At 57.8% G+C, this 24421-nt stretch carries 21 protein-coding genes and 1 pseudogene; 6 read left to right on the plus strand and 16 right to left on the minus strand.

Annotated features, from left to right (window positions below; genetic code table 11):
• Nucleotides 1-11: 11 nt before the first annotated feature.
• Nucleotides 12-2117, minus strand: a complete 2106-nt coding sequence (locus IGS16_RS09535) for a hypothetical protein (RefSeq protein WP_297085148.1) — start codon at nucleotides 2115-2117, stop codon at nucleotides 12-14.
• 335 nt (nucleotides 2118-2452) lie between these two features.
• Between IGS16_RS09535 and IGS16_RS09540 the strand changes: the two genes are divergently transcribed.
• Entirely contained in the window at nucleotides 2453-3142 is a 690-nt protein-coding gene (locus tag IGS16_RS09540; protein WP_297085149.1) for a phosphatase PAP2 family protein, read from the plus strand.
• A gap of 1210 nt (nucleotides 3143-4352) precedes the next feature.
• Nucleotides 4353-5171: a late competence development ComFB family protein gene (locus IGS16_RS09545; protein WP_297085150.1), complete on the plus strand. Its 819-nt coding sequence runs from the start codon at nucleotides 4353-4355 to the stop codon at nucleotides 5169-5171.
• Here IGS16_RS09545 and IGS16_RS09550 read toward each other — a convergent pair.
• The 3 genes from IGS16_RS09550 to IGS16_RS09560 form a co-directional block, all read right to left on the minus strand.
• Nucleotides 5168-6148 (minus strand): DMT family transporter, encoded by a 981-nt coding sequence (locus IGS16_RS09550; RefSeq protein WP_297085151.1) that lies wholly within the window; start codon nucleotides 6146-6148, stop codon nucleotides 5168-5170. The two genes, IGS16_RS09545 and IGS16_RS09550, sit on opposite strands and share 4 nt — an antisense overlap.
• Nucleotides 6149-6313: 165 nt before the next feature.
• Nucleotides 6314-6613, minus strand: coding sequence for a hypothetical protein (locus IGS16_RS09555; RefSeq protein WP_297085152.1), 300 nt, complete (start codon nucleotides 6611-6613; stop codon nucleotides 6314-6316).
• Between the two features lie 156 nt (nucleotides 6614-6769).
• Nucleotides 6770-7480 carry a cytochrome b/b6 domain-containing protein gene (locus IGS16_RS09560; RefSeq protein WP_297085153.1) on the minus strand — a complete coding sequence of 237 codons (711 nt, stop codon included), beginning with the start codon at nucleotides 7478-7480 and terminating at the stop codon, nucleotides 6770-6772.
• Nucleotides 7481-7826: 346 nt separating this feature from the next.
• On the opposite strand from IGS16_RS09560, the gene IGS16_RS09565 reads away from it, so the two are divergent.
• Nucleotides 7827-8312 carry a pentapeptide repeat-containing protein gene (locus tag IGS16_RS09565; RefSeq protein ID WP_367185764.1) on the plus strand — a complete coding sequence of 162 codons (486 nt, stop codon included), beginning with the start codon at nucleotides 7827-7829 and terminating at the stop codon, nucleotides 8310-8312.
• A gap of 78 nt (nucleotides 8313-8390) precedes the next feature.
• Here IGS16_RS09565 and IGS16_RS09570 read toward each other — a convergent pair whose 3' ends face one another.
• From IGS16_RS09570 to IGS16_RS09585, 4 genes and pseudogenes are all read right to left on the minus strand, one after another.
• On the minus strand, nucleotides 8391-8837 hold the full coding sequence (locus tag IGS16_RS09570; protein ID WP_297085155.1) for a hypothetical protein: 447 nt from the start codon (nucleotides 8835-8837) through the stop codon (nucleotides 8391-8393).
• 173 nt (nucleotides 8838-9010) lie between these two features.
• A pseudogene (gene rnhA, locus IGS16_RS09575) lies at nucleotides 9011-9475 on the minus strand (ribonuclease HI); the annotation flags it as partial.
• Between the two features lie 112 nt (nucleotides 9476-9587).
• Complete coding sequence (gene gatC, locus IGS16_RS09580) at nucleotides 9588-9881, minus strand: Asp-tRNA(Asn)/Glu-tRNA(Gln) amidotransferase subunit GatC (protein WP_068511274.1); 294 nt, start codon at nucleotides 9879-9881, stop codon at nucleotides 9588-9590.
• A gap of 45 nt (nucleotides 9882-9926) precedes the next feature.
• The gene (locus IGS16_RS09585; protein ID WP_068511273.1) at nucleotides 9927-10448 is read right to left on the minus strand and encodes a photosystem I assembly protein Ycf3; all 522 of its coding nucleotides are present in this window, start codon (nucleotides 10446-10448) and stop codon (nucleotides 9927-9929) included.
• A gap of 282 nt (nucleotides 10449-10730) precedes the next feature.
• Between IGS16_RS09585 and IGS16_RS09590 the strand changes: the two genes are divergently transcribed.
• Complete coding sequence (locus IGS16_RS09590) at nucleotides 10731-12029, plus strand: hypothetical protein (RefSeq protein ID WP_297085157.1); 1299 nt, start codon at nucleotides 10731-10733, stop codon at nucleotides 12027-12029.
• A gap of 186 nt (nucleotides 12030-12215) precedes the next feature.
• Here IGS16_RS09590 and IGS16_RS09595 read toward each other — a convergent pair whose 3' ends face one another.
• The 7 genes from IGS16_RS09595 to IGS16_RS09625 form a co-directional block, all read right to left on the minus strand.
• Nucleotides 12216-13001 (minus strand): tryptophan-rich sensory protein, encoded by a 786-nt coding sequence (locus IGS16_RS09595; RefSeq protein WP_297085158.1) that lies wholly within the window; start codon nucleotides 12999-13001, stop codon nucleotides 12216-12218.
• 5 nt (nucleotides 13002-13006) lie between these two features.
• The gene (locus tag IGS16_RS09600; RefSeq protein WP_297085159.1) at nucleotides 13007-14902 is read right to left on the minus strand and encodes a R3H domain-containing nucleic acid-binding protein; all 1896 of its coding nucleotides are present in this window, start codon (nucleotides 14900-14902) and stop codon (nucleotides 13007-13009) included.
• Between the two features lie 198 nt (nucleotides 14903-15100).
• On the minus strand, nucleotides 15101-16432 hold the full coding sequence (gene ldpA, locus IGS16_RS09605; protein WP_297085160.1) for a circadian clock protein LdpA: 1332 nt from the start codon (nucleotides 16430-16432) through the stop codon (nucleotides 15101-15103).
• Nucleotides 16433-16736: 304 nt separating this feature from the next.
• Nucleotides 16737-17234: an NAD(P)H-quinone oxidoreductase subunit N gene (gene ndhN / locus IGS16_RS09610; RefSeq protein WP_297085161.1), complete on the minus strand. Its 498-nt coding sequence runs from the start codon at nucleotides 17232-17234 to the stop codon at nucleotides 16737-16739.
• A 180-nt stretch (nucleotides 17235-17414) separates the two neighbouring features.
• Nucleotides 17415-18722 (minus strand): Xaa-Pro aminopeptidase, encoded by a 1308-nt coding sequence (gene pepP / locus IGS16_RS09615; protein ID WP_297085162.1) that lies wholly within the window; start codon nucleotides 18720-18722, stop codon nucleotides 17415-17417.
• A 97-nt stretch (nucleotides 18723-18819) separates the two neighbouring features.
• The gene (locus IGS16_RS09620) at nucleotides 18820-19593 is read right to left on the minus strand and encodes an MBL fold metallo-hydrolase (RefSeq protein ID WP_297085163.1); all 774 of its coding nucleotides are present in this window, start codon (nucleotides 19591-19593) and stop codon (nucleotides 18820-18822) included.
• A 193-nt stretch (nucleotides 19594-19786) separates the two neighbouring features.
• Nucleotides 19787-20812 carry a long-chain acyl-[acyl-carrier-protein] reductase gene (locus IGS16_RS09625; protein ID WP_297085164.1) on the minus strand — a complete coding sequence of 342 codons (1026 nt, stop codon included), beginning with the start codon at nucleotides 20810-20812 and terminating at the stop codon, nucleotides 19787-19789.
• 320 nt (nucleotides 20813-21132) lie between these two features.
• On the opposite strand from IGS16_RS09625, the gene IGS16_RS09630 reads away from it, so the two are divergent.
• On the plus strand, nucleotides 21133-21747 hold the full coding sequence (locus IGS16_RS09630) for a ClpP family protease (RefSeq protein WP_297085165.1): 615 nt from the start codon (nucleotides 21133-21135) through the stop codon (nucleotides 21745-21747).
• 223 nt (nucleotides 21748-21970) lie between these two features.
• On the opposite strand, the gene IGS16_RS09635 is transcribed toward IGS16_RS09630, so the two are convergent.
• Nucleotides 21971-23647, minus strand: coding sequence for a dipeptide ABC transporter ATP-binding protein (locus IGS16_RS09635; protein ID WP_367185765.1), 1677 nt, complete (start codon nucleotides 23645-23647; stop codon nucleotides 21971-21973).
• A 566-nt stretch (nucleotides 23648-24213) separates the two neighbouring features.
• On the opposite strand from IGS16_RS09635, the gene IGS16_RS09640 reads away from it, so the two are divergent.
• Nucleotides 24214-24421, plus strand: a 208-nt coding sequence (locus IGS16_RS09640; protein ID WP_297085167.1) for a hypothetical protein, incomplete at its 3' end; no start/stop codon positions are given.

Genomic DNA, 24421 nt, shown 5'->3' on the forward strand with positions numbered 1-24421 from the left:
TCAGCCTTGAGCTAGTACTGACCCGGGTTATCGTCAATAGCCATCAAAAAGTTGATCAGGTCGCGTTGTTGGCGCGGGGTGAAGCCAGCCTCCGCATCTACATAGTAGGGGTGCCCAGTTCCATCTAAATTGCTACGAACCAAGGCGGGATCGGCTTGATTGGCGGCGACAACTAGGGCGCGGAGCTGGCGATCGACCAAAGCCGTAAGGCTATTGGCGGCATCGGGTAGAATGCCTCGCGAGAGTGTTGCTGATAGGCCCACTTGGCGCGGATTGATAACTTCAAAAGAGCCATCTGTTTTAATCATCAGCGCATTTTTGCTCACCGCAACCCCACCATCATGTAGATAGGGCGCAGTGATAAATAAATCGCGCAGCGACAGAGTTTTGTAGCCGCCGTCTGGCGAGATGCCCTTTGGCAGGCTGGTCGGGCTATCGGCGATGCCTTCGGTTGGCACATCCAGCGTAGCAGCCTCAGCAGGGGGCGGCACGGGTGTATCGAAGGTGTAGAGCTTCGGCGGCACTAAAAATCTCTCCAACCCCAAGCGCGATCGCCCACGAGCCGGATTGGTCTGAATTTCGGCGATCGCATGAATCTTGTTGTCCGTGTAGAACGGTGGAAGATGGCAAGTCGCGCAACTCGCCTGTTCAAACACCTTGGCTCCCCGTGCCACAGAACCACTCTCCAACGCCAGACGGTTTTCCTCGCTGCGGTTGGGCGGCGGCACTAGGCTATCTTGCCACGCAGCCATGGCATTGTTGGCGAACAGGAAGGGGCCGCTGGCAATGTCAGTTTTGCGATCGCTGTCTGGCGTAAAGATCAGCCCGTTGTAGGTAAACAGGCTCGGCTCCAGCAGCGGATAGGTGCCCGCACCTGGCGCAGGGATCTGATCTTCCAGTTCTGCTTTTGTGAGATCGGGCGCGACCTGCCGCAGCCACACCGACGGCTTAACGGTATCTCCCTCCGGTAGGCGAATCTTGCGATCGACCGCATTTTGCAGCACCACCCCCAAATACACTTCGGGGTCAATACCTAGCGCTTCGGCGCTGCGTTGCGCTGCCGCCAGCAGATTCACCTCGGAGGAATGCACTGCGTTGTTAATCGCGCTGAGTCCACCAAAGGGCCCGACTGCAAAGTTGCCATCAAAACCAAACGGTCGATTTTGAAAGCTAAACGCAGTGGGAATTTGCGTGGTGTTGTTGATTCGATCAGGAGAGCTTTCAAAGTTGCCTTGGGGCACATCCATGACAGCACTGTCAAAGGCAAATTCCAGCTTTTTGGGGTCGGGCAGCGTCACAAGCTGGCCATTACTGTCAATAATCTGCTTCCCATTGCCCTGAAACTGGGGATCGAGCGGGTCGAAATTCAACCGGGCAAACCCAGCAGCGCTGTTGGGAGCCAGCGCAATGAACAGTGGAATATTCAGGTCGCCGTTGGGTACGCCGTCTAGCACATTGCCTTTGGGATCAAGCATGGCGTGGCAAACGGCACAGGTGATGTCGCCAGAGAGCTTGAGGCCGATCGGCAAAAAGCTTTGGAAAATATCGCCCAGCGTGCGAAACCGGAAGCCGTGGCGCTTTAGCTCAAACCCCGTGCTGACGGGCACCGCTGGGAACAACGTGCGATCGCCCACTTGGATTCGTCGCAAGGGGTAAATCTTGAGGTTGCTGGTGGGCACCATGCCCTGCCGCAGCACCGCCAGGATATATTCCGGCAGCAAGCGGGTCACGCCATTTTGAAAGCCAAAGACACGCTGCAAGCCAAACATATCGCCCACATCGCGGTCAAAGAAAATTTCGCGCCCCTGCTTGAGCAGCGTTTCTGTAATCTCGACTGCGCCAATGCGGGGATAGGCGGTGGGGTCGTCTGGGTCTAGCCCGATGCTGGCCACGAGCGATCGCGCTTCGGTAGGGCTGAGCAGCTTGCCAAAATAGTCGTAATAGCCAACGGGTTGAGTCGGCGCGGGTTGCAGGTAGGGATCAGCGCTGCTGGCAGGTAGAGCATCGTCAGCGATCGCCCCTGTCACTCGGATGCCCAACAGCAGAGACAGAAACAAGCCAGATAGGCCAATGGCGATCGCCAGCCCTAGCGCAGTCCGTTTGCGAGGCGTGAGCATGGTTCATCCTCTCCAACTCGTGAACTGACCCCAGATCTGATGGCAGTATAGGCCAACTCCAGGAAGACACCCGCCAGGACAAAAAACTCGTTAAAAAAATTATTCTTTCTGCCCTTTCCCCAGCGCTGCCCAGTGCTGCTCAGAAAACCCGTTTGTGACACAAGAAGCGGTCGTGCGGGTTAATTTGTGCCACACTCAGAGCAATTTTGGGTGGGCGATTTTGGGTGGGCGATTTTGGGGTTTCAATCCAGATTTTTTTTGGGATCTTCTTGCAGTTTTACCAGTAGCGTTGGGGTAGAGAATGGGTATCGGGCAGAAGGGATAAGGAGCAAAGCATGGTCGAGGAAGTCAAAGAGGCGTTAATCCAGGAAGAAATCACCGTAGTCCCGTCTCCCGTAAGCAGCCTGTGGATTTTGGGCGTGGGGCTGCCGCTGGCGGGCTTTGGGCTGCTGGGCTTTGGCGTTTGGAAATTGGGCAATTTTCCCTGGGATGAGCCGATTTTGCAGGCCGTTCATGCAGCTAGCACGCCTGCGCTCGACCGGATCGCCCAGGGGATGACGCGGTTGGGGTCGCCCTGGATCTTGCCGCCGCTGGCGGGGCTGATGGCCATCGCCCTAGTTCCGCTGCAACGCTGGCGATCGCTCCTCTACGTGGTGCTGTCCCTATCTGGCAGCACCCTGATCAACATTGGCCTCAAGGACTTATGGAAGCGCGATCGCCCCTTTTTGTGGGAGTCTGGCGCACCCCGTCCGCATGATTTCTCGTTTCCTAGCGGCCACGCCATGACGAGCGTTGCCATCGTAGTTGTGCTGCTGATCTTGCTGGGGTCGTCGCGCTGGCGACCGTGGGCCACGCTGTTTGGGGTGCTATTTGTCTTAGCAATCGGCTGGACGCGGCTCTATCTGGGCGTGCATTATCCCAGCGATATTCTGGGCGGCTGGCTAATGGCGATCGCCTGGACGGTCGGGCTGTCCCTGCTGATCCAGCCGCAGCGCGAAAAAATCCAGCCGCAGGACGAAAAGTAGTTTAATTTCTCAGCTTTTGAGTCAAAATCGCAGATTTTGGTGTTGTCAGGCAGACGTATGACTCTCGTGCTTGAGCGTCTTGCAGACCTTACCCTAGCCCTCTCCCAGAGGAAAAGGAACAAGAGTTCTTGCTCCCCACTGCGACGCAACTCTTAGTTAGCCAGAAATCAGGAACAACTTGGAAATAGCCTATTTTCTCACCTTGGGAGTGTAAAGCAGTCCCGTAGATTTACAGAAAGTTCGCAGGGCTTTACGTATTTATGCGTAGAGCCTCTGTCTTTCGTGCATCTTATAATGCAATCACACTGATTTTTATTACGTGTAAGTACTGCTGTAGTCTGCTGCTCAGTATTGCTAGTCGCAACTGTGAATCAGGGCTGATGCCCTGGAATTGCTAGCAGAACTGCCAAAAGGTTTATCAGCAGGCCTACTAGCGTCGGAATCTGCCGTATTTCGGATAACACTGTCGGATTAAGGGTAACCATGTCAGGGATTTCCTCAGGGGCTTTTGGGCTAGATAGGGCGATCGCGGGTTATACTGAGAAAACTCAGATTAGTCTGCGTTTGTTTTGTAAGGGTGCCTGCTTTCAGACCAGCGAGTCTGGGAGCGCTAAGCAGATCTACTACTGGTTGCGGGTTAAACGTGTCGGTTTACGACGGCTTGCAGCTTGTGGCCAAAGAAGGCCGATAAGAACTTTTCTCACTCGCGCTGGTATTTCGTTTACTAGCCTTGCTCATTCTGCTCTCTGTGGTTTGCATGGAGGGCATCAGACTCCTAGCCAGAGGGCGCTGAACGGGTTAGCCGCTTCTCGGCGTTAACCGTTTAGCCTCAGCATTCCGAGCGGTCATGGCAGCGTTGTAGGCTGCGGCAAAGTGTGCCCCCTTGGACATACGCAAACCCAAGTTGTCTCGTCAGGAGCTTCCTCAAAGCGCTACAGCATTTTCTTGCGGAGTGAGGCACATGCTGCCCTCACGAGGCAAGGGCTTATTGACCATCCGTGTGCCTCACTAGCTTCAAAAACGCTGTAGCTCTGGTCTATTTCAACTCCACTCTTGAATTAACTTGCTTTTCTATACAGCGCTGCTTCCTAACTTAGCTGGCTAGGCTTGGCTACTGAGAGCTTGCCACCGCAGCGCAAATTCAGAACTGCCCCCAAACAACCCAAAAGCACCGCAGTTAATCATCGCAGTTTAAATTACTGAAAACGTCATGAACATTTACCAAAACGCGATGGAGTCTCTGGTCGAGCAGGAGGTCGATCGCCAGCTCAAGGCATTGCCGCCCAAGGTTGCCTCTTATATCAATCGGCTGGAGCTGATCGCCTATGCGCTGAACCAACTGCCTGCCCTCTACGCTACGTCTGAGCAGGGATTGCAGCATCAGATTCGTCGAGGCAGGGCTACCCACGGCGCACAGGTCGCCCAAGCGGTGCAGCGGGCGATCGCCGCGATTCGTCGTGATCCGTTGCGCTCCTATCAGCCGCTCCGGGCCAAGCAGCCGCCCATGCTGCAAGACGTACTCTGCCAACTGCGGCGCGTCCTGAAAAACGAGCGGCTGAGTTGGGAGACCCTGCCGATAGCCGTGGAGGAAGCGTTGACTGCGCCGCAGGGCCGGTTTGCGCCCGGTGCGTATCGCGCTGCATCCAGGGAAACTATGACGGCTAGTGTTTCGGCCCATGCTCCAGCGCCTATCCCGGACAGCGCTCCGCCTTCGGTTGGGGCCAGCAGCTACGCGGCCCATCGCCTGCATGTCAGACCAGAGCGATCGCTCTCTCCATTTCCCGATCCCGCTGGAGTCTCTGTGCCACCTGCTGCGCCTTCGTCTCCGCCACCGCAAATGCCACCCCGGCAGTCCGTCCGCCCGGCCATTCGTCCTGCCAACCCGCCTGCCCCCCAGCCGACCAATCGCTTCCGGGGCAACCGTCCGGCAGTCCAGCAGCACCCGCCACAGCCGCCTGCTCGTCAGCCAGAACAGCGGTCTGAGAATATCGAACCACCTTCGGGATGGGATAGCTGCTTTTTTCGCTAGGGTGTAGACGGTTTGGGAGCATTTCCTACGGCGGCGATCGCCACCCCTAGCAAAATCACCGCTGCCCCCAGCAGCACGGAGCGCCCTGGGTTTTCCTGAAAGACTAGAAATCCCAGAATGCTGGAGCCAACGGGTTCTGCCAGAATCGTCAGTGTCACCAGGGTTGGCGATACCCAGCGGACTGCCCAGTTGAGGCTGGTATGTCCGATTGCCTGGGGAAACAGCGCCATTAGCAGTGTGTAGCCATACACCACAGGCGGGTAGCCTGTATATCCCTGACCTGCCAGCAGCGGCAAGGGCAGCAGTGTCAGCGCAGCCACGCTGTAGGCTAGGGCAGCGTGATGCCCAATGCTCAACCCTTTGCGCTGCGCCTCGCGTCCCAACAAAAAATAGAAACTCACGGCCCAAGACCCCACCAGCGCCAACCCATTGCCCAGCAGCGGATCGCTACCCGCTGCGCTGCCTGTGCTGCTCCCCAGCCCAATTAGGAGACTGCCTGCAAGGGCGATCGCAATGCCCAGGCTGGTCAATCCCGACGGCTTTTCCTTGAACCAGATCCACGACAGCAGCGCTACCCACACCGGATTCGTGGTTACGAGCGTCGTCGAGGCCGCAATCGACGTGTAGGACAGCGACGTAATCCAGGCGGCAAAATGCAGCGCCAGAAACACACCTGCTCCGGCGGAATACAAGAGCGATCGCCGCACGGTTTTGCCCGCATTATCAGGGTTACCAGATTTCTCAGCGCTATCTCGCTGGAGCGCCTCCGCTGGAAACCCACGCCACGCTGGTAGCAAAATCAGCGCCGCCATCAACAGCCGCGTCGCCGCCAAAAACAGGCTAAACCCAGCACCGCCTGCACCTGCCGCTTGCAGCGCCAGCCGAATAAACAGCGCCGCCGTGGACACCGAAAGAATTCCAATCGTAAGAATCAGCCAGACAAGCCAGCCAGCCGGTCGAGAAGAAGCGTTTTGCAATTCAGGAGTGGGGGTTAAGGGGCGACCTTGAAAGCGACGCTCATGGGATATCCGCGAGCAATCTCCTTTCCAATAAAGCCCCTAAATTCTAATTTCACAGAGATGTGTTTGGGATGTCACTTTGTCGTCATAGCCTGCTCTTAAACTTTTGGATATGCATGCTCCTCACCCACCATCCCGGCCTCCCCGCCGGGATTTTTCATATGCGCCTGCATTTATCAATTCGTTCCGTAAGCCGGGAAAAAACTGTTCAAAAATCTGCTGTCCACGCAGCAGCAAAACGTGCAAAAAGAAAGATTTCGGCAATCCGGGGCGGGGCCCGGGCACATTTGGATAGAAGTCCCGCTCGATGATCAGCACGCGATCGCAGTGATTGGCCAGGGCGCGCCCCGTGAGCAGTCCGGCAAGGCTGCCGCCAATCACAACGGCCGTTCGGGGGCCGGGTTTAGAGAGAGAGGTGTTCATGGTGGGGCTGGAGAGCGAGGGTCTGGGGCAATCGCCCTACTCTCCGCTACAGGACGGCATCGCGAAATTCCCGATAGACCCGTTGTAGGTCAGGCAGTTGGCATGGACATTTAGCCCGCCGGGGTTGGGCAACACCTACTAATGCCTGAAGATTGGCTAATACTTGAAGATTGGAATGATCCAGGCCAGGGCGATCGCTACTAAGATCAGCGCTTCTAGAAGTTTGACGCTACGGGCCCAGGCTAGCCAGCCGCGCAGCGTGTTGAACTGATGCCGATGCCAGGTCTGGGCGATATGCCCCGGCCAGTGTCGGGGGTCATCTTTCTCTCGAAATCGCCAGTCCATCATCGATAGCAGCAGTGGCTGCCCCCCGACCTTAGCCGACATCAGCAAATGCAGCCCCAGAGCAAGCACCAGCACCACCCAAGACACCAGATGCGTCAAATACCAGGCGTGGTGTGTTTCGCCGCGTGGCAGCCAGCCAGAGTCCATCATTTTGCCGGAAAACAGCGCAAACGTCATCGCCAGCAGCATAGCGGTATTCGTGCAGCGATGCAGCGCATACCACCACACAGGTCGCGCGGGAGACGTGTGAGTCAGCGTGGCTAGCGAATCGGGCTGGGCCAGGCGGCGATCGCCCTGACGAAAGGCATACAGCACCAGCAGCGGAAACACCAGCAGTGCATATAGCCCAAAGGTGCCGTGGATGCCTTCAATGTCTGGCCAGTGCGGCAGGGGCAGGTCGATCCACCGGGCATCGTAGGTGTCGAACGTCCAGGCGGCGGTGAGAATGGCGGCGATCGCCGAAACTCCGGTCACGCCGTGCAAAATACGCAGCAGCAGAGGTTGATAAGGGCGGGTCGGCAAGGTCAGAAAAACCTACAAAATCTAGGAAATCAACAGCAGTCTAGGGATGGAAGACACTCTCCAAAGCAATCCTAGCAAGCCGCACCGCAGCGCTGACAGACCCGTACGATAGAAACTTTCACGGACACTCCCCAGACATATTCCTTGGGTCTGCCGTGCGAATTAGTGCAAATTAGATTGATCCGCTGTAGGTCTGCTGTGTCCTGTCCCCTAAACTGTCAAGATAGAAAGAGTTGCTCTTGGAAATGCTTCAGAAAAGAGTTGCCCACAAAGAGCAACTGACTCCGTTCTGAAATTGCAGGAGGCAGCTATGCGCTGGAACACTCGGATCGCAGCAGGACTGGGAATGGCGATCGCCCTCTTGATCGGCACCATTTTGGGCTTGAGTATGCCTGCCTATGCCCAGGCTGCAAAGTATGCGCCACCACCGTCCTACAGCAATGCAGAACTGCGGAAACATGATTTTTCAGGACAGGAACTCCGTTCCGCCGAGTTTTCCAACGCCAATCTCGATCAGGCAAATTTTACGGGTGCAAAGGTGCGGGGCGGCGTGTTCAGCGCGTCGGTTCTCACGGATGCAATTTTGCACGGCGCAGATTTGAGCAATGCCATGCTCGATCAGGTGAAATTCAAAGGCGCGGATCTGAGCGATGCCGTGTTGACTGAAACGATTCTTTTGCGTTCCACCTTTCAGGATGTCAATATCACGGGTGCTGATTTTACCGATGCCATTTTGGATGGCGCTCAGGTGAAAGAACTGTGCAAAATTGCCGACGGGGTGAACCCGACAACGGGCGTGGAAACGCGATACTCGCTGGGGTGTCGGGATTAGAGCGATCGCACTTGAGCATAATACAGCTTGAGCATAATACAGGAGGGCGATCGCCCGTTGATAGACTGATTAATTGGCTTATCGCACCTGGAGTCGGAAGCTGTAGTTAATGCGATTGCCGTCGGTCACAATTTTGGTGTAGTACGTGCCAGCCTTCAGCTTAATTGAAAAGCGATCAGATTCCAGCGGGGCCCGCAGCGTGTCGGATACCTTGAGGGCACGTTTTTTGCTGTCTAAGATAGCGCCCCGAATATAGCGTCGGCTGATGAGTTCCTGAATCGTGACATTCAGAGACACGGTGCGCTGGCGAGTAATTTTGAATTTGAAGAAGTCCGGGCTTTTTTTACCCACATTCCCCGCAGCCGATCGGCTACTGCCCGCGTTTAGCGTACCAAAGTTGCGTTCGCTGGAGGCGCGTACCGTCCGAGTGGGGCGGAGGCTGTCGAACGTGGTCGCTGCTCGCAACCCGGAGGGCTGCACACCCGCAGCAGCGCGGAGTTCGGTTCCCAAAGCGGCTTGGTTCAAAGATCTGGCATCAGAAAACATATATTAAATGGCAGAGAGGATAAGGCAGTATAGACCACCCGCTGTCGAATGCTCGGTTTGCCGGGTTGCTCTGGTTGCAAAATGTATCATGGCTTAACAGGCGGCGATCGCCCCAGCCACCCCCCTCTGCCAGCACAGGCATCTCAGGACATGGAGCCAATTTGCTGCAACTGGGGCACTTGTCCTTGGGCAAAAGCACGGGCGATCGCATCACAGCGTTCGTTCCCGGCGTTGCCCGCGTGGCCGCGCACGTAAGTCCACTGAATCTGACGAGAATTCAGCGCGTCGAGCCGCTGCCAGAGTTCCTGGTTTAATACTGCGCCGCCGCTAGAGGTTTTCCAGCCTTTGCGCTTCCAGCCATTGATCCATTGCGTGATGCCGTTGATCAGATATTGGCTATCGGTATACAGCGGGATGGGCTGCGTTTGTCCGGTGGCTTTCAGGTATTCCAGCGCTGCGATCGCCGCCTGCATTTCCATGCGGTTGTTAGTGGTTTGGCGATCGCCCCCGCCCATTTCATGAATGCTGCCGTCTTCAAACACGACGAGCGTCCCCCAGCCGCCCGGGCCAGGATTTCCCGAACAGGCCCCGTCGGTGTAAATAGCTTGAATTTTCATGGTTTGTCCTGACGACTGGTGCTGTAGCGACTCGTGTTGTGACTATTCGGGGTTTAACTGACCAGGACATAACTGTTCAGAACCGTTTAGAGCGAAACTGATCAGATCGGGACTAATCGCCCCCGCCCATAATCTGCGGCACTTTAAAGAACTCGCCGTCGCGATCGGGGGCGCTATCGAGAATCGCCTCGCGGTCGGGATAGGGCTGGAGCGCATCAGGACGCACGACATTGCTCACGTCGATGGCGCGAGTGGTCGGCGGCACGTCGCGGGTATCCAGCTCATTCAGTTGCTCAAAATATTCCAAAATGCTGCCAAGCTGCGTGGTGAACTGTTCTTCCTCGGCGGGTGTCAGCGCCAAGCGAGCAAGGTGGGCAACTTTGTGAACCTGTTCGCGATCGAGCATTTTTAGGAAAAAGGAAAAACAAAGAGACGAAGAGAGAAAAGCTTCTTAGAAAAATACGTCGATCTTCATGCGGCCGGTGGTTTTCAGCCAGTTTTGGGCTTCGATGTAGTTGTTGGGCGCAAGGCGGATGGCTCGCTCCCAATATTCTGCCGCCTGGTCATAGTTTTTGTCGGCTTCGCTGGTGTTGTTCGCCAGTTCGGCCTGTTCGCCCAGGTAGTGGTAGATCACTGCGATATTGTTGAGCGCCTGCGGCATTCGAGGGTTAAGTTCTAGCGCTTGGTGGTAGCTTTCCAGGGCGCGATCGTGTTCGCCGTTGCTGGCGTAGATTAGCCCCATGTTATACAGCACAAAGCTGCGATCGTAGGGGTCTTGCTCCAGCTTCAGCGCTTCCTCGTAGTTTGCCAGGGCTTCGGCATATTCCCCATCCGCCTGAGCCGACATGCCATCTCGATAGTAGGCAAAGGCTTCTTTGGCAGCCTTGTTCGTCGGCAGTACCTTGAGGATCAGGTCTGCCATGACGGTAAAGGTCTTATCAATGAAGTTGTCGTTGCGTTGAGATCTGGGCATAGCTGCGTTTGGGAAAAGCCTGGAAAATCCTATTTGCTACTTTATCGCTGATTTGCAACCTTTGGCCAGGGCTTGGCAGGGGTTCCGAAAATCTACGGATTTGTCGATGATGAGCATCACGACTAGAAGGGGGAAGTGAGTCACGCCTTGCAGGGGCGATCGCCAGCCCCACCACCTGCTGCTCAAGCCAAATTGCAATCCCCAACCTTTGCCCGTAAAACATTGTCACTTTGCTTCAAAAATTTCTAGAGTGAAGGTAGTTTCTGGCTTAAGGGAAACGCTATGGCACTGGATGCCGAATTGATGAAAGCCGTCGAGCGGCTCAATTATCGAGTCACCGCAGGCGATCTGGCTTCGCTGGCAGGGCTGGACGTAAAGCGGGCCGAGCAAGGTCTGCTGGCGCTGGCATCTGAGGCGGGCGGGCACATGCAGGTGTCGGATGCGGGCGATATTGCCTACGTCTTTCCGCGCAATTTTCGCCAGGTATTGCAAAATAAATACTTCCGGCTGCGGCTACAGTCCTGGTGGAGCAAGGTCTGGCGGGTGATGTTCTACCTGATTCGCATCAGTTTTGGGATTGCGCTGGTAGCCTCGATTATCCTAATTGCGATCGCCATTATTGCCGCCATGCTGGCCCTCAGCGCCGCCCAGGGCGACAACGACCGCGACTTTGACGGCGGCGGCATGGTGATGCTGCCCCGCATGTGGATTGGCCCCGACTGGTTCTGGATTTTTCTGCCCGACACCGACCGTCGCTATCGCCGCGAACAGGCAGAAAACGCCAGCGACCCCAAGAATCAAATGAGCTTTTTGGAGGCGGTGTTTTCGTTCCTGTTTGGTGATGGCAATCCGAATGCCAATCTAGAGGAGCGGCGCTGGCGGGCGATCGCCAATGTCATCCGCAACCAGCGCGGTGTGGTGGTTGCGGAGCAGGTCACGCCCTACCTTGATCAGGTCAACACTGCAACTACTGACCTGGAAGACTACATGCTGCCCGTGCTGACCCGCTTCAACGGTCGCCCAGAGGTTACCCCCACGGGCGAACTGGTCTACCACTTCCCCGAACTGCAAGTCACTGCCCAGCAGCAACAGCGCCTCTCGGTGGCGGCCTATCTGAAGGAACTGCCCTGGCGCTTTAGCCAAGCCACCTCTGGGCAACTGATGATGGCGGCTGGGTTGGGCGTGGTCAATATCGTGGGAGCGCTGATGCTAGGTGGGCTGCTGCGGGGCGGAGCGGCAGCGTTGGGGGGAATTGTCGGCTTTGTTGGCGGTATCTATGGGCTGCTGTTGGCCTACGCGATTGGCTTTGTGACTGTGCCGCTGGTGCGCTATCTGTGGATTCAGGGACGAAACAAGGCGATCGCCACCCGCAACGAAATGCGCCAGCGTCGCGCCGAAGCGCTGAATCGCCTTGGGCCGAAAATTCAGGAAAAACTCGCCTTCGCCCAGCAGTTTGCGCTGGAATCTGTCGTGGATGAAGCGAACCTGGCCTACAACACTCAGGAAGACCTGACCGCGCAGGAACTCGCCCAGGCAGACAAAATCGATGCGGAATGGCGCAGGCGGCTGGAGGGGCATTAAGGGGGACGGAAAAAGGAAGAGCGAAAAACGAAGAACGAAAAGCGAAAAAAGAAGAACGAAAAATGAAAGCTAGAACGTCTTCGTTCTTCCCTCTTCGTTCTTCGTTCTTCCTTCTTCCTTCTTCCTTCTTCCTTCTTCGTTCTTCGTTCTTCGTTCTTCCTTCTTCCCTTTTCCCTCTTCCCTCCATCACTCAAACCGCTGCCTTGGCTGCCACAGGCTCCAGAGGACGAGTCCTGCCAGAAGGACCGCGCCGCCGATCGCCCCAAGTTGCACTAGGGGAAAGGCGGCTTGGCGGAGGGCGATCGCCCCATACGCCCAGATAAACACCAGCAGAAACGCCACGTCTCGCCGCTGGAAAAAGACAACAAGGGCGATCGCCGTGCCAATGATCAGCAGCAGTAGCGCCCACAGGTTGGGGTCAAGGCCGCCGCTCCAGTTGTTGGCAAACAGGGCCGAGGCAATGTTGACGATGGTCGCCACCGAGATCCACGCCAGGTAGATGCTGAAGGGAATGTGGGCATTCCAGCGGCGATCGCGCCCCACTCGGTCTTGCCCAATGCCCAGCCGCAGATAGGCAAAAATGAGCGATCCCAGGATGATCAGCATGGCCAAGACCGAGGCCCAAAACTGCCGGAATGTGAACAGGTAAATCCACGCGATTTGGGCAAGACAAGCGACGATTAGCAGCGCGTCTGCCTGCACAATGGCGGTCTCGCCAGTCTGGGCGGGGCGAATCTGGTAAATGCCGTAGGCGATCAGCCCGACGTAAATCACGCCCCAGATGATGAAGGCGTAGTTTGCAGGCAAGACCCGCACGTCCTTCAGCAGCGTGTTGGCAAGTTCGCCCACGTTCACGCCGCCAGGGGGGTTGGTGTTCGATAGCGTGTTTACCGCCAGCGTTGCCAGGATGGCAATCGGGGTGGCGATCGCCAGCACGGTTCCCCCCGTTGATTTCTGCGTCGATGATTTCATAGCGCCTACGCCGGATAAATCCGCAGCCGTCGATTCGGCTCTTCGCCAAAGCTAGACGACTTCAGGTGATAGTGTTCCACCAGTTCATGCTGCATTTTTCGCACCTTGGCGGAGCGGGGCAGTAGCTCCACGGGTTGCCCTTTGGGAATGACGATTTGCTCCACCGCGAGGCGAGCCTCCTCCAGAGCCTCGATCTCGTCTTCGTCGCCGCTGCGCGAAAACAGGTTGAGGTTAATCGGCTCGTCCAAAAAGGCATCTTCCATCTTCAGCATCCGCTGGAGGGCGCGGATAATCTGCGGCATACTGTTGGACTTGACCGTGAAGATGGAAAGCTGGCGGCTCTTGGCGATTTGCCGCAGCTTGGAGTGGTTCTTGATGTGCGATCGCAGCGCCAGCACCGCATCTGCCCCGTCCAGATCCTTCGTCAGTACGATGGGCAGGTTCATCGTGTGAATCACCTGCTCCACTAGATGCCGACTGACGGCGTAGGGGTAGATGTGCAGCGGCAAATCTTCGCCGTTGGGGCCCGCCGTGGGCACCTCACCGAAGGGGTCCGCTTCCTCGCTCATGAGCGATCGCTCTAGCGAGTCATTCAGCATCTGGTCAAAGGACTGGCGCTCCGGCGATATCAAGTTGCTGAGTGCCTCTGAGTCACGCGGGAACCTGGCCAACCGGTCATAGCGGGGCGACGGCAGCGGCATCATCTGTCCCGACGATCGCCAGCCCGCCACCCGCGCTGCGCCCGTATCGCGCAAGGCCGTGCTGCTGTCGCCAAAGGGGAGCGATCGCACGGGTTTGGGGTCCAGCCCTTTGCCGCTCTGTTCGTGGGTAATGGTGACTTCGCCTGCGTCGTTGACCTGGCGCACCTGGGGATTGGGCACGCGCCCGCGCAGCAGCGCATCCACCGTGTCTGCCACCGACTCATGCACCACCCACTTTTGCCGCTCCAGCATCTCCACCGCAATGTCAAAGGTCGGCGGCGCTTTGCGCTCCAGCACGCTCTTTTGGCTGCCCCGGCGGCGGGCCTCTTCGTCGCCCAGCGTCACAGACTGAATGCCGCCCACCAGGTCGGAAAGGGTGGGGTTTTTCATCAGGTTCTCAATCTGGTTGCCGTGGGCCGTGCCAATTAGTTGCACACCGCGTTCGGCAATTGTGCGGGCGGCCTGCGCTTCTAGCTCCGTGCCGATTTCGTCGATGATGATCACTTCTGGCATGTGGTTTTCCACCGCCTCGATCATCACCTGATGCTGGTTTTCGGGATGGGCCACCTGCATCCGCCGGGCCCGACCGATGGCGGGATGGGGAATGTCGCCGTCGCCGGCCACTTCGTTAGAGGTGTCGATAATCACGACCCGCTTTTCTAGCTCATCTGCTAGCACGCGGGCAATTTCCCGCAGGGCTGTGGTCTTGCCCACGCCTGGACGACCCAGCATCAGGATCGATCGCCCCGATTCCACCAGGTCACGAATCATGCCAATCGTGCCGTAGACCGCCCGCCCGACGCGACAGGTGAGGCCGATAATTTCGCCAGCGCGGTTACGGATGGCGCTGATGCGGTGCAGCGTTTTCTCAATGCCCGCCCGGTTGTCGCCGCTGAAGATGCCCACGCGGTCGATACAGTGCTGCAAGTCTGCTTTGGTGATGGCATCTTCGGAAAGATACTCAGACTTGTTGGGAAAGCGGGCTTCGGGGCGGCGACCCAGATCTAACACAACCTCGACCAGCACATTGCGCTGGGGATGCTGCTCTAGGCGATCGCGGATCAGATCGGGCAAAATCGCCAGCAGTTGATCCAAATCGTCGGTGATTTGCAGCGGTTGGGCGGGCTTGGCAGCCGCACTGGCCGTAGCGGGGGTAACGGAGGGGCGATATTCGGCAGAATCGTTCCCGTTGAATGTCATAGGTGGTTGCTAATAAATAACGAACAACGTCGGTGGAAAAAGCGCCGGCCGCAAGCCTGACGCTGCATTAAAACAAGCGCTCATGAATTTAGAAGGGTTGGGTCGAAACTGTTTGACGTTCATGGCCGGGTATCGGGGGTGAGGGGAGCAGCGGTGAAGGTGAGGCGCTTGGGGGAAAGGTCAGGACGCAACGGGTATTCATCCAGGCTTTAGCAAGACTGGCTCGACAGCGGGCAAATTGTGCGAGGCGTGTGGCCAGGGGGCGGCTGATTCGGCTTCCAGCAATCGACCGTCGGCGGCTGGGGTCAGCGCTGAGCCAACCTGCGAGGGCTTGAGCTGCGACACCAGGGCGATCGCCCGTGCAACTGCCTGCGCGAGTAAATCGGGATGCTGTTCTAAATGCGCGAGAGATCCGTCGTCAGCCGCCTGGGGCGGGGCCTTAGGGGCAAAGCCTGGAAAAGCTTGAGCATTGTCGCCTTCCTGACAAGCTGGTGGAACATCGTTGAAGCGAGAAGCTGCGATCGCATCCAGTTGATCCAGAATGGGCGAAAGCAGCACCCTGGCATAGCTGCCGTAGGCCACGCCTGCAATGAAGGTGGCAGTAGCAGGCTGTCGCAGAGCCTCAGCGCGATTCGCCGAGCGATCCCTTTGGAAATCGCCCAGGGTCGATTCCTCAGACAACAAGCCCAGCGCCCGCAATTTCGGAACGGTGTGATGGTTGGTGCCGCCGGCCAACTGCACATAGCCCGGTAGCCCCGCCGCCAGCACCTTTTGTCCCAGCTTGACGGTGGCGCGAGTGGTTCCGGCTCCAATATCGCCGCTCATGGGTCGCCCGTCGGTTTGCCAGATCACCGGACAGGGTAGCGGATGATCCGCTGGTGAAATGTGCTGGTAGAGCGATCGCAGATAGTCGATCAGCCCGTCGCCGTCGGGACAGCTAATCGCCACGAGCTTGAGCCTGTGGGCTACGGGGGCGATCGCCCGCCACAATTGCCGAAATTCTGCTAGCCGCCCGACCTGCGTATGGATTTCCAGCGCATCTACTTGCGCCAATAGCGCCGGAATCATCTCCGGCGTGAGCGTCGTCGCCTGGGTGGTAATTTGCTGAATCGGGCACAGCGGCAGACAGCGCCCACAGCCATAGCAGCGGCTCTCGATCACGCCAGAGTAGCCGCCAGAATATCCCTTAGTGGGGCGATCGAAGGTAATCGCCTGGGCAGGGCAAATGGTTTCGCAGGGGCGGGAACAGTCCGTGGGGCAGCGGGCTGGGTCGAAGACCGCTTTGCGGAAGTGGGGGTCTTCGCCGTCGTTGAGGCTGACCATCAGCCACGGGGGGCGATCGCACCCCAGCCTTGCCGCCGCAGTCAGCCCTTCCTTTGCCGCATGGATGACTGCCGGGTCCGCCGCTACATCGACACAGTCGGCACCCGCCAGCGCGTAGGCCAGAGTTAAATTCCGAATTGCAGGGAGGTGCTGAAAGCTGGCTCCACAAATTAACTTGAACCAGCGACCCTCCCTTAAGGACTGCAAGGGAGTGTACAAATTGGTTGCCCTGACTCAGACCGCAGGGAAGCAAAGAACGACGATAGCACCCTCTGGCGATGAACCCAGAGCTTGCTGTTAAACCATGCACCCGGATGGGGATCACCCACCTTGGCCCTCAGTGTACACCAAAAACGCCGTTTGCAAAGTGCGTCAAAACCCTTTGCAGCAAACTTTCTGGGTGGATTGCTCACAGCGATCCCCAAATCTGGGGGCGATCGCCCTGGGGGATTCCAAAATCAGCCACATCTTGCGGCTCGATGGCAGCCAGACTAAGCTATCAAAAACTTTTCTAAGCGGCCGCCAGAATGTCTTTCAGCGGCTTCCAGGTAAACTGGCGATCGCCCCCCATCTCCAGCACCACCTTGATGCGCGGATCGGTCTGAGGCAGCGTCACCAAAAATTCTAGTTCAGAGCGCGACAGGATATGCCCTTCCAGCATCCAAATCACCAGCCCCTTCGCGCCCTTGGGCAGCACCTCAGCCTCATAGGTAGCCACGGGCGGCACAAAGTAGCGATAGCCCACGGCCCCTTCGCGTCCCAGGTTCTTTTTGCCCAGGTGGGGCGGGCGCACGCCGTGAACATCCAGCAGGTAGGAGGACAAGTCGCCCAGCCCCCGCGCCGTAATGTTCAAAATTTTGTATCCTGCGCCCCGCAGCCGCCGCTGATAGCGCCCCTCTAGTCCGCCCTCCAGCGGCACGTACACGCCCAGCGTGCCAGCTTCTTCTAGGGCGCGGATGAAGGGCTTGCCGGAGGTAATGAGCGTGAGCGGGTTGCCGAGGATAGACATGGGAGGAATCGGGGGTAAGGACTATGGGCCAGACGCAAGGCCAACCCTGATAAGACTTGACTAAACAAAACTTTAGCATGGGCCCGATCCGCGATGCGTGGGGCAGCGATTAGATTTTGCTAGAGTCATGGCGGGCGATCGCTTATCGATTCAAGACTCCCCCGCAACCTTTCATGCCCGTCAAGATTCCAGATCTTCGATCAATTTCGGCACATCCGCTGTCAGCACTTCATGGCCCGTCGGCGTGACCAGCACATCGTCCTCAATGCGGATGCCAATGCCGCGCCAGCGTTCGGGTACGTCGGGCTGGCCCTCGGCGGGCGTGATGTTGGGGCCAATGTAGATGCCCGGTTCAACCGTGGTGACATGGCCCGGCTCCAGGTTATGGGCCGTGTCGCCGTGGGCATACACTCCCACGTCATGCACATCCAGCCCCAGCCAGTGACCGGTTTTGTGCATGTAGAAGGGCTTGTATTTTTCTTCTTTGATAACTTCCTCGATATCGCCCTGGAGTAGCCCCAAGTCCATCAGCCCCTCCACAATGACGCGCACGGCAGTCTCGTGCATCTGGCTGTAGGGATTGCCGGGGGCCACCTGGGCGATCGCCGCAAGCTGGGCCCGCAGCACGATGTCGTAGAGGATGCGCTGCTCGTCGGTGAACTTGCCGCTGACGGGGAAGGTGCGCGTAATGTCGGAGTTGTAATACTCATAGGCGCAGCCCGCGTCGATTAGCAGCAGGTCGTGTTCCTGCATCTGGCGCGTGTTTTCGGTGTAGTGCAGGATGCAGGCGTTGGCTCCAGAGGCGACGATGGAGGGATAGGCGGGGCCGAGTGCGCCGCTGATCCGAAAGGTATGCTCGATTTCGGCCTGCACCTGATATTCGTAAACGCCGGGTTTGGCGTAGGTCATGGCTCGGTTGTGGGCGGCGACGGCAATCTCGGCGGCTTTCCGTATCCGCTCTAGCTCTGCGGGCGACTTGATCTGGCGGAGGGAGTGCAGCGTCGGGGCCGGATCTTCAATGGCGATGGGGCCCGTGCCGCGCCGGGGATAGCCGCGCATCAGCCGCTGCCACAGTCCAAGGATTTTGTCGTTAAAGCGGCGATCGCGCCCCAGTCGGTAATAAATCCGGTCGGCCTTTTCGACATATTGCGTCAGCTTTTCGTCTAGCTCCTCAATCGGGTACACTGCGTCGGCCCCAAAGCGCTCCTTGGCAGCCTCTACGCCCACGCGATAGCCCGACCAGGTTTCCTTTTCTGGGTCTTTGGGGCGCACAAACAGCACAAAGCGATGTTCTTCGTGGTGCGGAGCCAGCACAGCCACGGCTTCTGGCTCGTCAAACCCGGTCAGGTAGAAAAAATCGCTATCCTGCCGGAAGTTGTACTCGACATCGTTGTGCATCACGGCTTGGGGCGCACTGCGGAAAATCGCCGTGCCCTTGCCAATTTTGTCCATCAACTGCTGGCGACGCTGGGCAAATTCTGTCTGCATGGGAAGGGTGGAACGGAGGGATAACTGGCTGAGCCGCCCGACGCGGCGATCGGGACGACGCTGCCGCTAATAGATTCCATGCTAACGAGCGATCGCCCTAAAATCTGTAGCTCAGCAGTTCTATTCGGGAACCTTCGGACGGCAGTTCCGAGCGACGCAGCGTGATCGTGTCGCCGGGTCGCCGCACAGGCACGCCCTCCATCAGCGACAGGAACTCATCCACAGGTGCGATGTCGCAGGCATTGGCATCGGCAGCGGCGGTTCGGAAATGCGTCGGCACAATGATACGTGGGTTTAGCGCCAGCACGGCCTGACGGGCTTCTGTTGCGTTGTAGGCCTTGGGGCCGCCGCCCACAGGCACAAACAGCACGTCCGGGCGACCGATCAGAATTTGCTGTTCTACCTCAATTGGAGCCGCCGCGCCGCCCATGTGCGCCAGGATTAGCCCGCTCTGGTTCCAGCGCCAGGTGACGTTAAACCCAAAGCGCCGCCCGCCCTGGCGATCGTGGGGCGATCGCACGCCTTGGATCTGCACGCCGCGATACTCATAGATACCCGGTTCTGCCAGCAGGCGCGGGCTACCGGGGAGTCCCTCCAGGGAACCCTCGTCAAACAGACGGCTGCTGATCATCACCAGGTCCGCAGGCACGCGGGGGGGACGATAGCCCTTGGTACAGCCGATGGGGCGAAACGGGTTGACCAAAATTCGCAGACCGCCGCCCGTAAACAAAAAGCAGGTATGTCCCAAGGCCTGAATCGTCACTGCATTGTTGGTCTGGGCCTGGGCTTGCTGGCTCTGGGACAGGCCAACGGTGGCGGCCGCTGCTGCCAGTCCGCTGCCTGCATATTGAATCAACGTGCGCCGCTTCATGGTCTCCTCAGGGAAATGGATAAGGCGTAGGGTAATACGAGAGAATGAGCCGCTGCGATGGTCGATTCCTGTAGGAAATCGCCCCAGCCCATCCTCGCCGCAAAATTTGCATCTTTAAGCTTACAGTGATTGAGGCGATCGCCCAAAAGTTCCAACCAATGAGCAATTCGCCCCACCGCCTCAGCCTCTCGCCTCAGCCCTCCATCAGCAGCGGTCGGAAGCCATGCTTCAGCGACACCTGCCCAATGAGATCCATCTTCTCCAGGGTGATCTGGTTGCGCCCCCAGGAAAAGTTGGTGTAGAGCTTCTCAAACTCCAGCAGCATGGACTCGGCAAAGCAGGCAAACAACTGGCGGGCCGGCACGTCCATGTTGACGATGTTCATGATTTTCCAGTCGATGTCCAGCGAATGCTCCACGATGCCGCCGTTCAGCACATGCACGCCAGGATGCTGCACCTTCGTACCCAGATTTTTGGGATAGCCGCCGTCGATCAGCAGGCAGGGCTGCTTTAGCATAGCCGGGTCGATCTCCACGCCCTTGGGCATACTAGCCACCCACACGATGATGTCAGCTTCGGGCAGCGCCTCTTCTAGCGCCATGATTTTGCCGCGCCCCAGTTCTGCTTGCAAGTTTTGCAGCCGCTCCTGATCTCGCGCAATCAGCAGCAGTTCTTTCACATCCGCCCGGGCATTCAGCCAGCGGCACACCGCACTGCCAATGTCGCCCGTCGCGCCGCAGACCGCCACCGTCGCCTCCGATAGGTTGATTCCCACCTGCTGAGAAGCCTGTTCAACCTGGCGGCAGATAATGTAGGCCGTGTGGGTGTTGCCGGTGGTAAAGCGGGCAAAATCCAGCGTCACATCGCGCACCTGCTGGATTTGCGACAGGTTGAAATTCTCAAAAATAATCGAGGAAAAGCCGCCCAGCGCCGTGATATTGATGCCATGCTTTTGGGCGTGGGCCATGGCGTTAATCACTTTGCGGGTAGCGGCTTTGATGCGGCGCGTCGCCAGCATTTCTGGCAAAAAGCAGGATTCCACATACTTGCCCTCGATCACCTGCCCCGTGGCGCTGGTGACTTTGATGTGATCGACAATTTGCGGCGGCGCGCTGCACCAAAAATCAAGCCCCTGATCGGCGTATTCGGGATAGCCCAGATCGCGGGCGACAGCTTGAGCGTGTTCCAGACTTGTCAGATGACCAATTAGACCAAACATTCAATATGCTCTAGGTTGCGAAAGGGAGTGCCTGGTAGGGCAAGAGAGAGATAGGAAGATTGCGCCTGCGGCAGGGAGCGATTCCCGTAAGGATCGCTTCGCGAATCGCCCTGTTCACAGACACGTCAAATAGAAATCAGGGGACTTAACACTCAGTGTCAGGCTAGGATGCACCGTCGTGCCAAAAAACAAACTGAAGGTTAAGAAATCTCAAAGAGAATACTACACAAAAATGATTCCCACTGGCAGCGTCAAAAGTTAGACTCGACAAACAAATCTGCCCGTAGATTAGGATAGGGACACATTTTAGTCTCTCGTCAATGCGTATCCAATACACCACCAATGCTCGTGCAGAGCGCGAAGCGCTAGAAAAACTTGCCCCTCCTCCGGCCGTCGTTTGGGTGAATGACTTCAAGGCTGACGCAGTTAAACCTTTTTTGGAGCAATTTAATCGAGCCGTAGAATCCCTCCAGCCTGTGGTTCCGGTGCTGATCGATTCCTACGGTGGCGAGATCGACACGCTGATGGCAATGGTCGATATCTGTCGCTCGTCGCCCAAGCCGATCGCCACGGTTGTCATGGGCAAAGCCATGAGCGCGGGGGCGATTCTCCTCTCTTGCGGCTGGCACGGCTACCGCTATGCCGCGCCCAACAGCCGCATGATGATTCACGACTGCCTGACCGTCTCCTTTGGCAAGGCAGGCGAGATCATTGCCGATGCCGACGAAGTAAAGCGGCTGAATGCCCTGCTGTATCAAATTCTGGATGAAAACTGCCAGAAACCGTCGGGCTACTTTGTCGAGCAGGTGCATCAGCGGGGCCACGCCGATTGGTATCTCACGCCAGAGCAAGCCCTGGAGCATAACCTGGTGAATCATGTGAAAGTTCCGACACTCCAGGTGAATTTGTCTACGGCCTATGAGTTTTTGGGGTGATGGGAAGGAGGAAGAACGAAAAACGAAGAACGAAAAATGAAGAAGGAAGACGTTTCATTTTGAGGGTGAGGAAGAACGAAAAATGAAGAACGAAAAATGAAGAAGGAAGACATTTCATTTTGAGGGTGGTGAAGAAATCGGGACACTCACCGTTTTTCTCTCTTCTTTCTTCGTTCTTCGTTCTTCGTTCTTCCCTCTTCTCTCTTCCCTCTTTCCCCTTCCATCACTGCGCCGCGCCCGCCCGACTGAGCAGTGGTGCAGCTTTCAGGAGGGTTCGCGTGTAGGGGTGCTGCGGATTGGCGAATAGCTCGGCGGTGGGGCCGATTTCTACGATTTTGCCTGCGTGCATCACTGCGATGCGATCGCACAAAAATCGTGCCAGCCAGAGGTCATGGGTGATGAACAAATAGGTCAGGTCAAATTCTTGCTTGAGGTGCAGCATCAGGTCTAGCACCTGGGACTGGACGCTGGCATCGAGCATACTCACGGGTTCGTCGCAGATTAGCAGCCGGGGGCGGGTGATCAGGGCGCGGGCGATCGCCACTCGCTGCTGTTGCCCACCCGACAAATCGCCCGGATATCGCTGGGCATAGTCTTCGGGCGGCGTTAGCCCCACCCGCTCCAGCATTTGCAACACCTGCTGCCTTGCGCCCGCCGCGTCTGCTAGGTCGTGAATTAGCAGGGGGTCGGCAATGCTCTCGCCCACCGTCATCAGCGGGTTCAGGCAGGCGTGGGGGTCTTGAAACACCATCTGCATCTGCCGCCGCTGTTTTCGCAGATCTTCCCGCGAGAGGTGCGTCAGGTCATGACCCAAAAACTCAATCCGGCCGCCCGTCGGCTCCACCAGCCGCAGGATCGTCCGCGACAGAGTGCTTTTGCCGCAGCCCGACTCGCCCACCAGTCCCAAAATTTCCCCCGGATATAGATCCAGGGAAATGCCGTCTACGGCGCGGATGGCGGTGTTTTGCTTGCCCGCCAAGAGCTTGGCAACGAGGTTGGATTCCAGGGTGTAGTGTTTTTGGAGGTTTTCGAGCTTGAGGAGGGGCGCTTCTGTGGGTTGGGGGGCAAGCGGTTTAGAGGATGGGGTTGCCTGGATGTGGAGGGCAGACTGGAGGAGGGACTGGGTGTAGGGGTGCTGGGGCTGGGTGAGGACGGTGGCGGTGCAGCCCGTTTCCACCACCTTGCCGTCGTACATGACGGCGATGCGATCGCAATACTCGCCCACCAGCGCCAAGTCGTGGGAAATCAGCAGCAGCGCCATATCGCGCTCCTGACAGAGGCGCGTGAGTTCCTGCAAAATTTGGGCAGACACGGTGACATCCAGGCTGGTCGTGGGTTCATCAGCCACAATGAGCTTGGGGTTGAGCAAGAGCGCCAGGGCGATCGCCACGCGCTGCCGCATCCCGCCGCTAAATTCGTGGGGATATTGGCTCCAGCGGCTGGGGGGAATGTTGACGGCTTCTAGCGTGGCGATCGCCCGCTCTCTGGCCGCCGCCCGCGAGAGGTCTGGGACGTGCGATCGCAGCGTTTCTACACAGTGGTCGCCGATGGTCATCAGCGGGTCAAGCCGGGTCATCGGGTCTTGAAACACGATCGACACCACTTCGCCGCGAAATTTCCGCAGTTCCGCTGGGTTTAGCTCGAAGACATTGCGTCCCTGAAACAAGACTCGCCCCTCGATGCGCGTGTCCGTCGGCAGCAGACGCACAGCAGCCCGCCCCAGCGTCGATTTGCCGCAGCCCGACTCGCCCACCAGCCCCAGGCGATCGCCCGCCTTCAGCCCCAGCGACACATCATCCACCGCCCAGTCCAGCGCGTCTGCCTCCGTCGCAACCTGCTGCCCCCGCTGAAACGGATAGGCCACCCGCAGACGCTCAATTTCAAACAAAGACTCACCCACCGAGGATTGCTGTACCAGGGTGTCACTCATGTCGCCAAACTCGCCTCGCCAGAAGATACGCCGACCCGTATCAGGGTCATTATACGCATAACAGAACAGGGCTATGGGTCGAATCTTTCTTGCCTGTAGCTGGAGATCGCAAGTGCATAATTCCTGTGTAGCGATTGCCACTCATGGAAGAGGCGGCCGTTGCAGAGTTGTACCACGGGATGATTGAAGATTCGCACTGGGCGATCGCAAGATAGATAAGATGGCAAGCGCAAGTCATTAGCGTAATTGAGCAGGAGGGCAATTGACGAGGGCGATCGCATCCAGTACAATCGTCCATCAAGCTGTGAATGACCCCAAGTCAGCGCGGCTTACCTTTCCCCCGAAATTTTGGTCGTTTAGTCATCCACGGCATTGGCAGGTGCTCGCAACACCCACCAACGCCTGACCCCTCGACAGTCACCGCCTGTCTCAGGGCTGCGTCCATTGTAGGCCGCCCTGTCCCAGTGCTTCACCTCCGGGGGCGGCCAACATTTCGGGGTTTCCTACCCCACTCGTTTCCAAGGAGGAAACCCCAAATGCTGACAATTCAATACACCTGGTCGTCCCCACGCTCGGAGGCGACCCAGTTTTCGCTGCCCCCGCTCACCTGCGAGCTGCCCCACCGTCGCCGCCTGCGCCACTGCATCATCGGCCTGCCCGAAGACGCGCAACTGGCCATCGACCGGCTGCACCTGCTCCGCTACGCCGAACGCTTCGAGTGGACGCACGCCCTGGAATTTCCGC

Origin of the sequence: Thermoleptolyngbya sp. C42_A2020_037, assembly GCF_015272455.1 — a bacterium.
Classification (GTDB): domain Bacteria; phylum Cyanobacteriota; class Cyanobacteriia; order Elainellales; family Elainellaceae; genus Thermoleptolyngbya.